This is a genomic window from Citrobacter sp. T1.2D-1 (assembly GCF_950098555.1).
In the GTDB taxonomy this organism is placed as follows: domain Bacteria; phylum Pseudomonadota; class Gammaproteobacteria; order Enterobacterales; family Enterobacteriaceae; genus Citrobacter_A; species Citrobacter_A telavivensis.
The window spans coordinates 632,104-645,421 of the sequence record NZ_CATNHH010000001.1; the positions used below are offsets into that span (position 1 = coordinate 632,104).

Annotated in this window: 18 protein-coding genes; 8 read left to right on the plus strand and 10 right to left on the minus strand. The window is 54.2% G+C overall.

The genetic code is table 11. The features are described from left to right. Nucleotides 1–37 precede the first annotated feature (37 nt). Nucleotides 38–418, minus strand: a complete 381-nt coding sequence (locus QQZ17_RS02925; RefSeq protein ID WP_042321550.1) for a winged helix-turn-helix transcriptional regulator — start codon at nucleotides 416–418, stop codon at nucleotides 38–40. Nucleotides 419–508: 90 nt separating this feature from the next. On the opposite strand from QQZ17_RS02925, the gene QQZ17_RS02930 reads away from it, so the two are divergent. The 4 genes from QQZ17_RS02930 to ytfE all read left to right on the plus strand — a co-directional run bounded on the left by QQZ17_RS02930 (nucleotide 509) and on the right by ytfE (nucleotide 4,101). Next, nucleotides 509–1,357, plus strand: coding sequence for an SDR family oxidoreductase (locus QQZ17_RS02930; protein ID WP_152401700.1), 849 nt, complete (start codon nucleotides 509–511; stop codon nucleotides 1,355–1,357). An 81-nt stretch (nucleotides 1,358–1,438) separates the two neighbouring features. Beyond that, complete coding sequence (locus QQZ17_RS02935) at nucleotides 1,439–2,263, plus strand: AraC family transcriptional regulator (protein ID WP_152401698.1); 825 nt, start codon at nucleotides 1,439–1,441, stop codon at nucleotides 2,261–2,263. Nucleotides 2,264–2,339: 76 nt separating this feature from the next. Then, nucleotides 2,340–3,311, plus strand: coding sequence for a DMT family transporter (locus tag QQZ17_RS02940; protein ID WP_152401696.1), 972 nt, complete (start codon nucleotides 2,340–2,342; stop codon nucleotides 3,309–3,311). Nucleotides 3,312–3,438: 127 nt separating this feature from the next. Continuing rightward, nucleotides 3,439–4,101: an iron-sulfur cluster repair protein YtfE gene (ytfE, locus tag QQZ17_RS02945; RefSeq protein ID WP_152401695.1), complete on the plus strand. Its 663-nt coding sequence runs from the start codon at nucleotides 3,439–3,441 to the stop codon at nucleotides 4,099–4,101. A 99-nt stretch (nucleotides 4,102–4,200) separates the two neighbouring features. Here ytfE and cycA read toward each other — a convergent pair whose 3' ends face one another. Beyond that, entirely contained in the window at nucleotides 4,201–5,610 is a 1,410-nt protein-coding gene (gene cycA / locus QQZ17_RS02950) for a D-serine/D-alanine/glycine transporter (protein ID WP_046495398.1), read from the minus strand. Between the two features lie 323 nt (nucleotides 5,611–5,933). Further along, nucleotides 5,934–6,554, minus strand: coding sequence for an FKBP-type peptidyl-prolyl cis-trans isomerase (gene fklB / locus QQZ17_RS02955; protein WP_152401692.1), 621 nt, complete (start codon nucleotides 6,552–6,554; stop codon nucleotides 5,934–5,936). A gap of 221 nt (nucleotides 6,555–6,775) precedes the next feature. On the opposite strand from fklB, the gene QQZ17_RS02960 reads away from it, so the two are divergent. Next, complete coding sequence (locus tag QQZ17_RS02960; protein ID WP_152401690.1) at nucleotides 6,776–7,420, plus strand: LysM-like peptidoglycan-binding domain-containing protein; 645 nt, start codon at nucleotides 6,776–6,778, stop codon at nucleotides 7,418–7,420. A gap of 78 nt (nucleotides 7,421–7,498) precedes the next feature. Here QQZ17_RS02960 and QQZ17_RS02965 read toward each other — a convergent pair whose 3' ends face one another. From QQZ17_RS02965 to QQZ17_RS02990, 6 genes are all read right to left on the minus strand, one after another. Beyond that, a complete protein-coding gene (locus tag QQZ17_RS02965) occupies nucleotides 7,499–8,428 on the minus strand; it encodes a DMT family transporter (protein WP_152401688.1) in 930 nt (309 codons plus the stop codon). A gap of 144 nt (nucleotides 8,429–8,572) precedes the next feature. After that, nucleotides 8,573–9,022: a 50S ribosomal protein L9 gene (gene rplI, locus QQZ17_RS02970; protein ID WP_152401685.1), complete on the minus strand. Its 450-nt coding sequence runs from the start codon at nucleotides 9,020–9,022 to the stop codon at nucleotides 8,573–8,575. A 41-nt stretch (nucleotides 9,023–9,063) separates the two neighbouring features. Next, nucleotides 9,064–9,291 carry a 30S ribosomal protein S18 gene (gene rpsR / locus QQZ17_RS02975; RefSeq protein WP_000135199.1) on the minus strand — a complete coding sequence of 76 codons (228 nt, stop codon included), beginning with the start codon at nucleotides 9,289–9,291 and terminating at the stop codon, nucleotides 9,064–9,066. 4 nt (nucleotides 9,292–9,295) lie between these two features. Then, nucleotides 9,296–9,610 (minus strand): primosomal replication protein N, encoded by a 315-nt coding sequence (gene priB / locus QQZ17_RS02980; protein WP_042321531.1) that lies wholly within the window; start codon nucleotides 9,608–9,610, stop codon nucleotides 9,296–9,298. A 6-nt stretch (nucleotides 9,611–9,616) separates the two neighbouring features. Then, on the minus strand, nucleotides 9,617–10,012 hold the full coding sequence (rpsF, locus tag QQZ17_RS02985; protein WP_042321529.1) for a 30S ribosomal protein S6: 396 nt from the start codon (nucleotides 10,010–10,012) through the stop codon (nucleotides 9,617–9,619). Between the two features lie 159 nt (nucleotides 10,013–10,171). Next, nucleotides 10,172–10,936: a TSUP family transporter gene (locus QQZ17_RS02990; RefSeq protein ID WP_152401683.1), complete on the minus strand. Its 765-nt coding sequence runs from the start codon at nucleotides 10,934–10,936 to the stop codon at nucleotides 10,172–10,174. A 300-nt stretch (nucleotides 10,937–11,236) separates the two neighbouring features. Between QQZ17_RS02990 and yjfY the strand changes: the two genes are divergently transcribed. Continuing rightward, nucleotides 11,237–11,512, plus strand: a complete 276-nt coding sequence (gene yjfY, locus QQZ17_RS02995; RefSeq protein WP_152401681.1) for a DUF1471 family protein YjfY — start codon at nucleotides 11,237–11,239, stop codon at nucleotides 11,510–11,512. Nucleotides 11,513–11,611: 99 nt separating this feature from the next. On the opposite strand, the gene yjfP is transcribed toward yjfY, so the two are convergent. After that, nucleotides 11,612–12,361, minus strand: coding sequence for an esterase (yjfP, locus tag QQZ17_RS03000; RefSeq protein ID WP_152401679.1), 750 nt, complete (start codon nucleotides 12,359–12,361; stop codon nucleotides 11,612–11,614). Nucleotides 12,362–12,543: 182 nt separating this feature from the next. Here yjfP and bsmA point away from each other — a divergent pair, with 182 nt between their 5' ends. Both bsmA and yjfN read left to right on the plus strand, forming a co-directional pair. After that, nucleotides 12,544–12,873, plus strand: coding sequence for a biofilm peroxide resistance protein BsmA (bsmA, locus tag QQZ17_RS03005; protein WP_046494428.1), 330 nt, complete (start codon nucleotides 12,544–12,546; stop codon nucleotides 12,871–12,873). Nucleotides 12,874–13,020: 147 nt separating this feature from the next. Next, nucleotides 13,021–13,296 (plus strand): DUF1471 family protease activator YjfN, encoded by a 276-nt coding sequence (gene yjfN, locus QQZ17_RS03010; protein WP_080950102.1) that lies wholly within the window; start codon nucleotides 13,021–13,023, stop codon nucleotides 13,294–13,296. The last annotated feature ends 22 nt before the right edge of the window (nucleotides 13,297–13,318 follow it).

The following is a 13,318-nucleotide window of genomic DNA, read 5'->3' on the forward strand; positions in this document are numbered from 1 at the left end:
GTTAATGCCGGAGGGCACGCCGCCATCCGGCAACGTTTTACGCCGCCCGTTCTTCCCGTTGTGCTAACACCTGTGGCAAATTTAACTCAATCCAGTCCGCCAGTGCGGCAACTTTGTCACTGACCTGCTCGCCCAACGGAGTCAGGCTGTACTCCACGTGCGGCGGCACAACCGGATACGATACCCGGTTGATAAACCCATCCTGCTCCAACGCCTGCAAAGACTGCGCCAGCATCTTCTCGCTCACGCCGCCCATTTTACGGCGCAGATCGCTGAAACGGTGAGTGCCGTCGCGTAGCGCCACCAGAATCAACACGCCCCAGCGGCTGGTCACATGCTTTAACACCTCACGCGACGGACACTGCTCGGCAAACAAATTGCCGTCACGCAGTTGTTGAGAAAGGGTTGATGCACTCATCTTTATACTTACCTTTTTGTGCGTACTTACTAAAAGTAAGTTTAAGTGCTAGCTTTATAAAACACAAGCGACACATTAAGGAGTCATCCCATGATTGCCATTACCGGCGCGACGGGCCAACTGGGCCAACACGTTATTGAGAATCTGCTAAAAACCGTTCCAGCCAGCCAGATTGTTGCGATAGTTCGTAACCCGGCGAAAGCCACCGCATTAAGCCAGCAGGGAATCACCGTACGTCAGGCGGATTACCGCGACGAAACCACATTTACCCAGGCGTTGCAGGGTGTCGACAAGCTGCTGCTGATTTCCTCCAGTGAAGTGGGACAGCGTGCCGCTCAGCACCGTAACGTCATTAATGCGGCAAAGGCGGCGAAAGTGAAATTTATCGCTTACACCAGCCTGTTGCATGCCGACCGTTCTCCGCTGGGCCTGCACGTCGAACACGTCGAAACCGAGAAGATGCTGGCAGACTCCGGTATTGCCCACGCGCTGCTGCGTAACGGTTGGTATACCGAAAACTATCTTGCCAGCGTCCCCCCCGCGCTGGAGCATGGCGTGTTTATCGGTGCCGCAGGCGAAGGCAAAATTGCCTCCGCAACCCGCGCTGACTACGCCGCAGCCGCCGCACAGGTCATCAGTACAGAAGGTCATGCCGGTAACGTGTATGAACTGGCAGGCGATGAATCCTGGACGCTGAGCCAGCTGGCCGCTGAACTGAGCAAACAAAGCGGTAAACAGGTCGTCTATCAGAACCTGAGCGAAGCTGATTTCGCCGCCGCGTTGAAGGGCGCTGGCCTGCCAGCGGGTCTGGCGGATATGCTGGCCGATTCAGACACCGGGGCATCCAAAGGCGGTCTGTTCGATGACAGCCACACGCTGAGCAAACTGATCGGTCGCCCAACCACTCCGCTGGCCGAAAGCATCAAAGGCATTCTGTAAGTGTTACAAATCGGTTAATTATGGTGGCATCCCCGCGCATCCTCTCTGATAATGACAGGATGATGCGTGGGGAGAGAAAACGTGCAAGGTGTACCTGAGCAGTTTAGCGATGAAAAAGACCGAGCCCGCTTTCGCCATCTGGCGCAGGTACCGGGCGTTGAGCTGTATCACGCGCACATTTCACGCTACGCCTTTGAACCGCACACCCACGAAGCGTTCGGCATTGGCGCGATAGAAGCTGGCGCCGAGCGTTTTCGCTATCGCGGCACACAATACGTTGCCCCTGCCCACTCGGTCGTGACGATGAATCCGGATGAGTTGCATACCGGCGAGGCCGAAACCGCCGACGGCTGGCGCTACCGGATGATCTATCTGGAGCCCGACCTGCTGGAAAAAGTGACCGGGGTCCGTCACTGGTGGTTTCATGACGTCACGCGTCACGATCCGCTCCGCTCGCGTCAGATCTGTTCGCTAATCCACGGCCTGTGGCACACCGACGATCCCTTAGCGCAAAAAGGGTTGCTGTTGGATCTGATAGACACCTTCCAGCCGCTGGCGCGCCATGCTCCGGTGTCGCGGGAAGGTGCGCATCGCTTTGATCGCGTGCGCGACTATTTGCATGACAACTACATGCGTCCGATCGCTCTCGACGAACTGGCACGCGTTGCCTCGCTAAGCCCCTGGCATTTTCAACGTCAGTTCAAAGCCCATTTCCACGTGACGCCGCATCAGATGCTGATGGCAATCCGCCTGTGGCGAGCGAAAGGTTTTCTGACTCTCGGCATGCCGGCAGCGGATGTTGCCGCCGCGACCGGCCTGACCGATCAGTCCCACCTCACCCGCGCCTTTACCCATCGCTATGGCATTACTCCTGTACGCTATCAAAAGCAGGTTTATTCGCGCTAATGCGCAAGCTCATACAATACGCAAGCCTGTTCCCCGCCTACACTTTTCGTCATGTTTAACGTTGTGGATGTAAAGCATGATTAGCGGTGTGTTGTACGCCCTGCTGGCAGGGTTGATGTGGGGACTGATTTTTGTCGGGCCGTTGATCGTGCCGGAATATCCGGCAGTGCTGCAGTCGATGGGGCGCTACCTGGCATTAGGCTTGATTGCCCTGCCGCTGGCATGGTTCGGGCGCGTGCGCCTGCGACAATTGTCACCGAAAGACTGGCTGACCGCGCTGACGCTAACCATGATGGGCAACCTGATTTACTACGTCTGCCTTGCCAGCGCCATTCAGCGTACCGGCGCGCCGGTCTCAACGATGATCATCGGTACGCTGCCGGTCGTCATTCCTGTGTTTGCAAACCTGCTGTACAGCCATCGCGACGGCAGGCTCTCCTGGCGACGACTGGCGCCCGCGCTGGTGCTGATTGGCATCGGGTTGTTGTGCGTGAACATTGCGGAACTCAACCAGGGCTTGCCTGATTTCAGCGGCTGGCGTTACGGTTCCGGTATTGCGCTGGCGCTGGTGTCGGTGGTGTGTTGGGCCTGGTATGCGCTGCGCAACGCCCGCTGGCTGCGGGAGAATCCGGATAAACACCCGATGATGTGGGCGACCGCGCAGGCGCTGGTGACGCTGCCCGTGTCGCTGCTGGGCTACCTCGCCGCCTGTCTCTGGCTGCACGGGCAAACGCCCGACTTCACCCTACCGTTCGGGCCGCGCCCGGCGGTGTTTGTCGGCCTGATGGTGGCGATTGCGGTGCTGTGCTCATGGGTGGGTGCGCTATGCTGGAATATTGCCAGCCAGCGGTTACCGACGGTGATCCTCGGCCCGTTGATCGTGTTCGAAACGCTGGCAGGTTTGCTGTATACCTTCATCTTACGCCAGACTCTTCCCCCCGCGCTGACTCTCAGCGGTATCGCCTTGCTGATGGTCGGCGTGGTGGTGGCGGTCAAAGCAAAACCGGAAAAACCGCGCGTCATTCCACTTTCTGAGCCGGGCAGTTAACCCTTCCCCCCCGCATTCTCGTTCGTCATTGCGCCATCACAAAAGGTCCTGCCCCGAAAGAGTTATAGCGCCCGATTAAAGGTGCATTTAAAATACACCTTATATTATTGAGAATGAGGTAACGGCTATGGCTTATCGCGATCAACCTTTAGGTGAACTGGCGCTTTCTATTCCTCGCGCTTCGGCACTGTTTCGTAAGTACGACATGGATTACTGCTGTGGCGGTAAGCAGACGCTGGCGCGTGCTGCCGCCCGTAAAGAGCTGGATGTTGACGCCATCGAAGCGCAACTGGCACAACTGGCACAACAGCCGGTCGATAAGGACTGGCGCAGCGCGCCGCTGGCCGACATTATCGACCACATCATCGTGCGCTATCACGACAGACACCGCGAGCAGTTGCCGGAACTGATCCTACAGGCCACCAAAGTTGAACGCGTTCATGCCGATAAGCCCAATGTACCGAAAGGTCTGGCGAAGTATCTGACCATGCTGCATCAGGAGCTTTCAAACCACATGATGAAAGAGGAGCAGATCCTGTTCCCGATGATCAAACAGGGCATGGGCAGCCAGGCGATGGGGCCGATCAGCGTCATGGAAAGTGAACATGATGACGCGGGGGAACTGCTGGAAGTGATTAAACATACCACCCAGAATGTGACGATCCCGCCAGAAGCGTGCACCACCTGGAAAGCGATGTACAACGGCATCAATGAGATGATTGATGATCTGATGGAACACATCAGCCTGGAAAATAATGTATTGTTTCCTCGGGCGTTAGCGGGGGAGTAAATAAAATGCCCGGTGGCGCTAACGCTTACCGGGCCTACGGGAACTCACCGTATAGACGTTTTGTAGGCCGGATAAGCGCAGCGCCATCCGGCAATCAAATTAACGAACGCCTGCCATCCGCTTCTTACCAATCAGCCACCAGCCCAGACCCAGCGCAATGAACCACAGCGGCGTGACGATCAGCGCCTGACGGGTATCGTCCTCAAGGGTCAGCAGCACCAGAACGAAGGCGAAGAACGCCATGCAGACCCAGCACATCACCTTACCCAGCGGCATTTTGTAGATCGACTTCTCATGCAGATGCGGACGCTGTTTGCGATACACCAGGTATGAGCACAGGATGATGGTCCAGACGAACATGAACAGGATCGCCGACACGGTGGTGATCATGGTGAACGCGCCAATCACGCTCGGATTGACATACAGCATGACCACGCCACCCAGCAGGCAGATACAGGAGAAGGTCAGCCCTTTTGCCGGTACCGCGCGTTTAGACAGCTTGGCGAACGCTTTCGGCGCCACACCTTCCTGCGCCAGACCAAACAGCATACGGCTGGTGGAGAACACGCCACTGTTTGCTGAAGAAGCGGCAGACGTCAGGACCACGAAGTTAATCACGCTCGCAGCGGCAGGCAGGCCCACCAGCACGAACAGCTCAACGAACGGGCTCTTATCCGGCACCACGGAACTCCACGGCGTCACGGACATAATGACGATCAGCGCAAAGACGTAGAACATGATGATACGAATCGGAATCGAGTTGATGGCGCGCGGCAGGGATTTCTCCGGATCTTTGGTTTCCGCTGCCGTCGTCCCGACCAGTTCGATCCCGACAAAGGCGAACACCGCAATCTGGAAACCGGCAAAGAAGCCGCTAATGCCTTTCGGGAACCAGCCGCCGTCATTCCACAGATGCGCAAACGAGGCTTCCACACCGGTTGGCGACTGGAAATGCATGGCAATCATCACCAGGCCGACAATGATCAGCGACACGATGGCGACGATTTTGATCATCGCGAACCAGAACTCCATCTCACCAAACATTTTCACGGTGGCGAGGTTGAGGCTCAGCAGCAGGACGACTACCGCCAGTGAGGCGACCCAGTCGGAAAGGCCGGGGAACCAGAACTGCGCGTAGGCGGTAATGGCAACGACGTCCGCCATCCCGGTAACCACCCAGCAGAACCAGTAGGTCCAGCCGGTGAAATAACCTGCCCACGGTCCCAGCAGATCCGAAGCAAAGTCGCTAAAAGATTTGTATTCCAGATTCGAGAGCAGCAATTCTCCCATTGCACGCATCACGAAAAAGAGCATGAAGCCGATGATCATATAAACAAAAATGATCGACGGCCCGGCGAGACTGATGGTTTTACCCGACCCCATAAACAGACCCGTGCCAATGGCGCCGCCGATAGCAATAAGCTGGATATGTCGGTTTGTGAGATTGCGCCGTAGCGACTGTTCAGTCGGAGCCTGTTCGTCGGCAGCGACTTTTACCTGATCTACCATGTTTTATTCTTCCTGTACCTGTCTGTGTTGTGCGGGCTCTACGGCCTTTAGTGCGTCTGTTGTGTATCGCTATGATACGACGATCCTGTTTTCAGGACTCATCGATATTAGGTAAGAATCGGCGGGATGAATACTAAGATTTAAATATTATGTTAATTATATGTTTAAAGTGAGTGTCATATCACTCTGGCAACGCGAATTAGCTCACAAAAATACACGCAACCCATGCATTTGCAAGATAAAATTCCGATATCAGACAAACAGGCAGCGTTATTACGTATTTTTCGTCCCCCTCCAGCGTGGAGGGGAACAGAAGTGACTGCTTACAGGATTTCCAGCAGTTCTACGTCAAACACCAGGGTGCTGAACGGTGGGATCGCTGCACCAGCGCCACGTTCGCCGTAAGCCAGTTCCTGAGGAATGGTCAGTTCCCATTTAGAGCCAACCGGCATCAGGGTCAGGGCTTCAATCCAGCCAGGAATAACACCGTTTACCGGGAATTCTGCCGGTTCGCCGCGCGCAACGGAGCTGTCAAAGACGGTGCCGTCGATCAGCTTGCCGGTGTAGTGAACGCGAACGCGGTCAGTACGGGCCGGGATAGCGCCTTCGCCCTGGGTCAACACGCGGAATTGCAAACCCGACTCCGTGCTGTTCACACCGTCTTTCTCACGGTTTTGTTCCAGATACTTCACGCCATCCGCAGCCATGGCCTGGAAGCGTTCGCGACGTACGGCATCCGCACGTTCATGAATATCACGCAGCGCGCGATGTACCACATCAACCGGCACGGCTGGCTGCTTGCCTTCCAGCGCGTCAGCAATACCGGCAACCAGCGCTTCAGGCAACAGCCCTTCCAGTCCGGATTCGCTCAGTTGCTGTCCTACCTGCAAACCAATGCCGTAGCTTGCTTGCGCTTCGATAGTGTCAAAAGTCGGGGTTGCCATCGTATTTCCTTTCATCGGATATAAAAAGTAGCGGGCAGCATAACAGCCAGGCCTCTCCCGGTAAAATGTTGTCTCGGGGAGGATGACAAATCACGACGAAAAAGAAACAATAGGGATATCCCCCTGGATATGAGCCAAAAGCGGGGAATATCACGAACATCATAGCGTTAGCTGTCTATACTCTATGATTGAGGAACGAGACGCGGAGCAGGAGGAAAGCCATGCCCGGGCGCTTTGAATTAAAACCAACCCTGGCGAAAATCTGGCATGCACCGGACAATTTTCGCATTATGGATCCGCTTCCGTCTATGCATCGCCGCGGCATTATCATTGCGGCGATCGTGCTGGTCATCGGTTTCCTGCTCCCCTCAAATGACACGAACGATGCGCCAGTAGTAACCCGCAACGCGCAGTTGGATCTCCAGTCGCAGTCTCAACCGCCGACCGAAGCACAGCTTCAGGCCCAGTTGGTTACCCCGCAAAACGATCCGGGGCAAGTCGCTCCCGTCGCGCCGGAACCCATTCAGGAAGGCCAGCCGGAAGAGCAGCCCCAGGCACAGCAACCGCAAACCCAGCCTTTCCAGCAAAACAGCGGCATTGACCAGCAGTGGCGCTCTTATCGCGTCGAGCCAGGTAAAACGATGGCGCAATTGTTCCGCGATCACGGACTGCCGCCAACGGACGTGTACGCGATGGCGCAGGTTGAAGGTGCGGGCAAGCCGCTCAGTAATCTGCAAAATGGGCAGATGGTGCAAATTCGTCAAAATGCGAATGGTGTGGTAACCGGGCTGACCATCGATACCGGAAACAACCAGCAGGTGCTGTTTACCCGTCAGCCTGACGGCAGCTTTATCCGCGCACGCTAAGCACAGCGCCATCAGGCATATCAGCGCAGTGCCGGATGGCGGCTTTGCCTTATCCGGCCTACACCTTCACTGGTGGCGTTACCGCTTCACCTTATTAACCCACCATATCCCCGAGCACACCAGCAGCAGTGCCATCGCGTATTTCCACTCCAGGATATTCTCGCCGAGGAAAATCGCGGACAGCACCGCGCCAGAGACCGGGATCAGGAAGTTAAACGGCGCAATCATCCCCACGCGGTTGTACTTGAGCAAAATGCTCCACAGCGCAAACGCCACCGAAGAAAGCAACGTCAGGTAACCGAGAATCGCCACCGACGCGAGACCGTGGACCGCCAGTGTGCCGCCAAAGGCATAACCGCCAATGACCAACACCAGACCGCCAATCCCTAGCTGGTAGCCCGTCATCACCATCGGATCGACTGTCTGAGAGATTCGCTTACCGTAAAGCGTCGCGGCGGAGAGAATAAATGCCGCCAGCACAATCGAACCATCGCCTGCCAGAGTAAAACTAAAATCCAGCAGCCCGCTGTTGAAGTTCACCACCATCACGCCTGCAAAACCGAGAATACAACCCAGCGTTTTGTTGTAGCTCAGCTTATCGTTCTGGTAGATGAAGTGCGCCAGCAGCACGCTGAAGAAGGTGCCCGTGGCGTTCATGATCGACCCTTTCACGCCGGTAGTGAACGCCAGGCCGATGTAAAAGAAGATGTATTGCAGCGAAGTCTGTGTCACCCCCAACAGCGTCAGTTGCCCAAACTGCCGGGAACTCAGGCGGCCTATCGGCTTACGCTGCGCCATTGCCAGCAGGAGTAACAGCAGGCCAGCGAACAGGAAGCGGTATCCGGCGAAAACAATTTTGGAGGGGATATCGTCAGCGGCTATCTGGAAAATCTCATAGCCACTTTTTATGGCCGGATAGGCGCTGCCCCAGAGCAAACAACAAAACGCTGCGCTCAGCCAGACGACATTTTTACGCGCAAACAGAGGTTGCGGGTGCGGAGTATCCATTCATCACCACATTGAAATTGTGTTTTATTTTTAGTGATTATCCCGAAAAGGATAAGGAATAGCCAGAGCGAAAAATGAGGTGAGCAGAAAAGTAAAACGCCGACACGAGGCCGGCGTTTCTTACGAGATTGTCAGAATAAAAACTTATTCTGCAACAACGTTAATGGTCAGCTTAGCGAATACTTCGCTGTGAACCTGGAAGTCCACTTCGTGCTCACCAGTGGTACGCAGAACGCCATTCGGCAGACGAACTTCGCTCTTAGCCACTTCAACGCCAGCTGCATTTACTGCATCAGCGATGTCGCGGGTACCGATAGAACCGAACAGTTTACCTTCGTCGCCTGCTTTAGACGTGATGGTAACAGTTTCCAGTGCGTTGATTTTCTCTGCGCGTGCATTTGCAGCAGCCAGAACGTCAGCCAGTTTAGCTTCCAGTTCAGCGCGACGTGCTTCGAAGTATTCAACGTTTTTCTTGGTAGCAGGAACAGCTTTACCCTGTGGTACCAGGAAGTTACGAGCATAGCCCGCTTTAACGTTAACCTGATCACCCAGGCTACCCAGGTTTGCTACTTTATCAAGCAGAATAACTTGCATTACCTTATCCTCTCAAAGTCGTATTAATGGACCGTGACCGATTACTGATGACGATCAGTGTACGGCAGCAGAGACAGGTAGCGAGCGCGTTTGATAGCGCGAGCCAGCTGACGCTGGTATTTTGCACGGGTACCGGTGATACGGCTTGGGACAATCTTACCGCTTTCGGTGATGTAGTTTTTCAGCGTAGCGATATCTTTATAGTCGATCTCTTGAACGCCTTCCGCGGTGAAACGGCAGAACTTGCGACGACGGAAATAACGTGCCATATGGCTAGTCTCCAGAATCTATCAATTCAATCTGCTCGGCATGCAGAACCATTTTGCTCAGGCCGTTCTTTGCCTTGTGGCAAGAGATGAACCCCTGAACGGTCACTGCGCTACCGACCGTTATACTGTGAGTAATGGCCTGGTTTTCGTGTCCGCTAACAATAACGGGCATTTGGCACCACGCCTGCCGGTGAAATCCGGCTTCCTCCTGCACAGAACGATGCTCAAGCACGAACTGGCAGTGCGGAATTCCTGATGGACTGACCTTTCGAAGGGGGGTCCTGCACACGGTGCCGGACAACACCAGACGGTTGGTCATCAGAAATTACTCTTCAGAATCCCCAGCTTCAGCATCATCTGCGGTTTCGTTTGCGAAATCATCGCGACGCTCACGGCGCTCGTCTTTCGCTTTAACCATCGGAGATGCTTCGGTAACAGCGTGCTTAGTACGCATTACCATGCTGCGGATAACGGCGTCGTTGAAGCGGAAAGTTGTTTCCAGCTCATCGATCACTTCCTGCGGAGCTTCAACGTTCAGCAGAACGTAGTGTGCTTTGTGCAGTTTGTTGATCGGGTAAGCCAGCTGACGGCGGCCCCAGTCTTCCAGACGGTGGATCTTGCCTTCTGCACCAGTGATGGCAGCAGAGTAACGCTCGATCATACCCGGAACCTGTTCGCTCTGGTCAGGATGGACCATAAAAACGATTTCGTAATGACGCATCGAATTGCTCCTTACGGATTATTCAGCCTCCTGTCTGGGTCAGCCGCGGCCCATGGAGGCAAGGAACGTGTTAAAGGTCGGCTGAAAAATTGACGCGTCATAATACTGGTGACAGGCCGCAAACTCAAGGTGATTCCAGGAATATTTGTCAGGACGCCCTTAATACATATCCAACAGCATCTTGCCGCTGATGCAGATGGAAACAATCACGATCATCGGCCTGATAACTTTCTTGCCGCGCGTGAGTACGACCGTCGCCCCCAGACGTGCGCCAAGCGCCTGTCCGACGAACATCACCAGCCCCAGCGACCAGATCATCTTGCCGCCAAAAATGAAAAACAGAATAGAAGCGATGTTGGAGGCAAGGTTGATGAAATTAGAGTGAATTTGCGCCTTATCGATGCTGTAACCCCACAGCAGGATGTAGCACAGGGTATAAAAGGAACCGGCGCCAGCGCCAAGGAATCCGTCATAAAAACCGACACACCCTCCCCCCACCAGGGAGAAGAGAAACAGTGATACCTGCTGCTTCTTTTTCGGCTCGGTGAGATTGGGGGCAAAAATAAAGTAGAGCGCCACCGCAATGATGAGTACCGGCAACAGCTTTTTCAGCAGTTCCGGTTCAATGAACTGGATCAGTGTCGTCCCCAACGCCGATCCCACAAACGCCGCTAAAAAGACGTACTTATGTTGCTGAACGTTGATATGCCCACGACGCAGAAAGTAGATCCCCGACGTGAGTGAACTGCCCAGCGCCTGAATCTTATTGGTCGCCAGCGCATTGGCCGGCGGCAATCCTGAGATCAATAGCGCTCCAATTGATAAAAACCCACCGCCGCCTGAAACTACATTAATAAAACCCGCTATCAGCGCCACCATAAACATGATGGCGAAGTAGCTGAAATCCATGAATGAAGTATCCATATCTTTTTGCCTTATTATCATAAAGTTAACTTTATGTTTCGGCTCACTATAAGCGGCGATGGCCGGTAGCGATATTGACGATTCGGTAAGAGTTCTTGCCAGAAAAACAGGTATTTTTAGCCACAGCGAAGCGGGTTAGCCGATTGTTAACTCACAAGAAGAACGGGTTGCGGTATTTTTTTGAACAACTGCATCAGAAATGGTCGCTATCGACCGACAAAGTAGCGATTAAAATTAAATCAGACGTTATCGGCTTACAGGAGAAATCACTCACCAGAGTCAGCTGTCGAGGAGGTAGGTATGCGAATCCGTTTTGTCACCCTTCTGGCGGGACTGTTGCTCAGTGCAAATACACTCGCCGCCATTGAAATAGACCACCAGCAAGCCAGAAACATGGATGATGTGCAGAGCTTAGGCGTGATTTACATCAATCATAACTTCGCCACTGAAAGTGAAGCAGATCAGGCCCTGAATGAAGAGACCGACGCGCAAGGCGCAAAGTACTACCACGTGATCCTGATTCGGGAACCCGGTAGCAACGGCAACATCCACGCCAGCGCGGATATTTATCGCTAGCACCAGGAAAGTCCAACGAAAAGAGAGCCATAGTTTGACTTGCCCCCTGTTCAGGGGGCTTTTTTTGCGTGATGACGTATTGTGAGTTAGCGACGGGAGTCAGAGATGCTGACGGAAAAAAGACACCGTTGCGCTCAGGGCTTCGGGCGTAATGCGATGGCGCACGCCCGCTTGCCACTGGCAGGTCAGATTCTGGTCCAGCCCGGCCTGAATCATCGCCTGCTGCAAACGGAAACTTTCCGCCGCCGGAACCACGTCATCGTCCTGGCCATGCCATAACAGCAACGGTCTGTCGGCCAGTCGGTCAAGCTGCTGCGACACGTCCCACTTCGCCAACGGCGCAATAATGCGGGCGAACGCCTCTTGCCGGGCGGGTGTGTCCAGGGCGGAAGGGGGAAACAACGTTCGCGCCAGACGGGTGAAATAGCCCGATCCCATCAGGCTGGCGACACAGTTGACCTCCGGATGCTGAGTCATAATCCCCAGCGCAGTCATTGCCCCCATTGACGCGCCTCCGACCGCGAGGCGGTCATCCAGCAGCCAGTTTTCTGCGTCCAGAGCCGCTCGTAATGCCGTAAATTCCTGCATGTTTTGTTGCAAAATCTGCCAGAAATGCCCCATTCTCGCCTGTGCGTCACCGTTGAACCGCGCCCCATGCTCGGCGGCGTCTGGCATAATGACCCGAAATCCGGCCTGCGCCAGCGCAACGGCAAAGTAGCTGTAGACCAGGCTGGAAGAGGTAAATCCGTGATAGAAAACAATACACGGCAAAGGTGTATTGCGCTGCCCCGCAGGAAAGGCGTGAAGCAGGTGATGTTCCGCCAACTGACGTGTTTCAATTTCAATCATTTGCGTCCCCTTTTGGCTCTGGTATGCCACGGGTCACATTATTAAACAAGGTAGCGTGTTCAACAACGATTCATAATGTTGAGAACTGGATTACGCTTTCGCGACATTTTCATTCGAAAATCGCGCGGAAGGTAACATTTTGGGAACATTCCCCCAAAGGGAAATTAATAAGGCACTACACTATGGCTATCAGGAAACGAGATAGAGTGATGCGTCGGTTTACCTCATTGATATTGGTGATGCTCTTAAGTGGATGTAGCATTCTTCAGGGAACGCCGCAGCCAGCGCCACCCGTCGCCGATCATCCGCAAGAAATTCGTCGCGATCAGACACAAGGGTTGCAACGGATGGGAACGGTGACCTCTCTGGTCAGAGGCTCTCCGGATGATGCAGTCGATGAAGTCAAAGCGAAAGCCGCCGCAGCGAAAGCCGATTATTACGTTATTGTCCTGGTTGATGAAACCATCGTGACGGGCCAGTGGTATTCACAGGCCATCTTATATCGTAAATAGTCATTGAGGGAATTTAAGGCAATTTCACGTAGCTTTACGCCTCTATACGTTTACCTGTGCACAATAAACCGACAGCAGGAGGCTGGACGTTTATTTCGGCGATGGAATGCCCTGCGCATTGCGGGGAAACATAAAATGGAGCTGACGATGAAACAATCTCTTGCCTTATCCTCACTGCTGTTAACTGCCGGACTGGTGAGTACGACGGCGCAGTCTGCAGAATTCGCAAGTGCGGATTGCGTGACTGGCCTCAATGAAATTGGCCTGATCTCTGTCAGTAATATTTCCGGAAACCCACAGGATGTGGAGCGTATCGTGGCGCTAAAAGCCGATGAACAAGGTGCATCATGGTATCGCATCGTTCAGATGTACGAAGATCAGCAGCCCGATAACTGGCGCGTACAGGCTATTCTCTACGCGTAACAGATTGCCGGATGGCACAGGC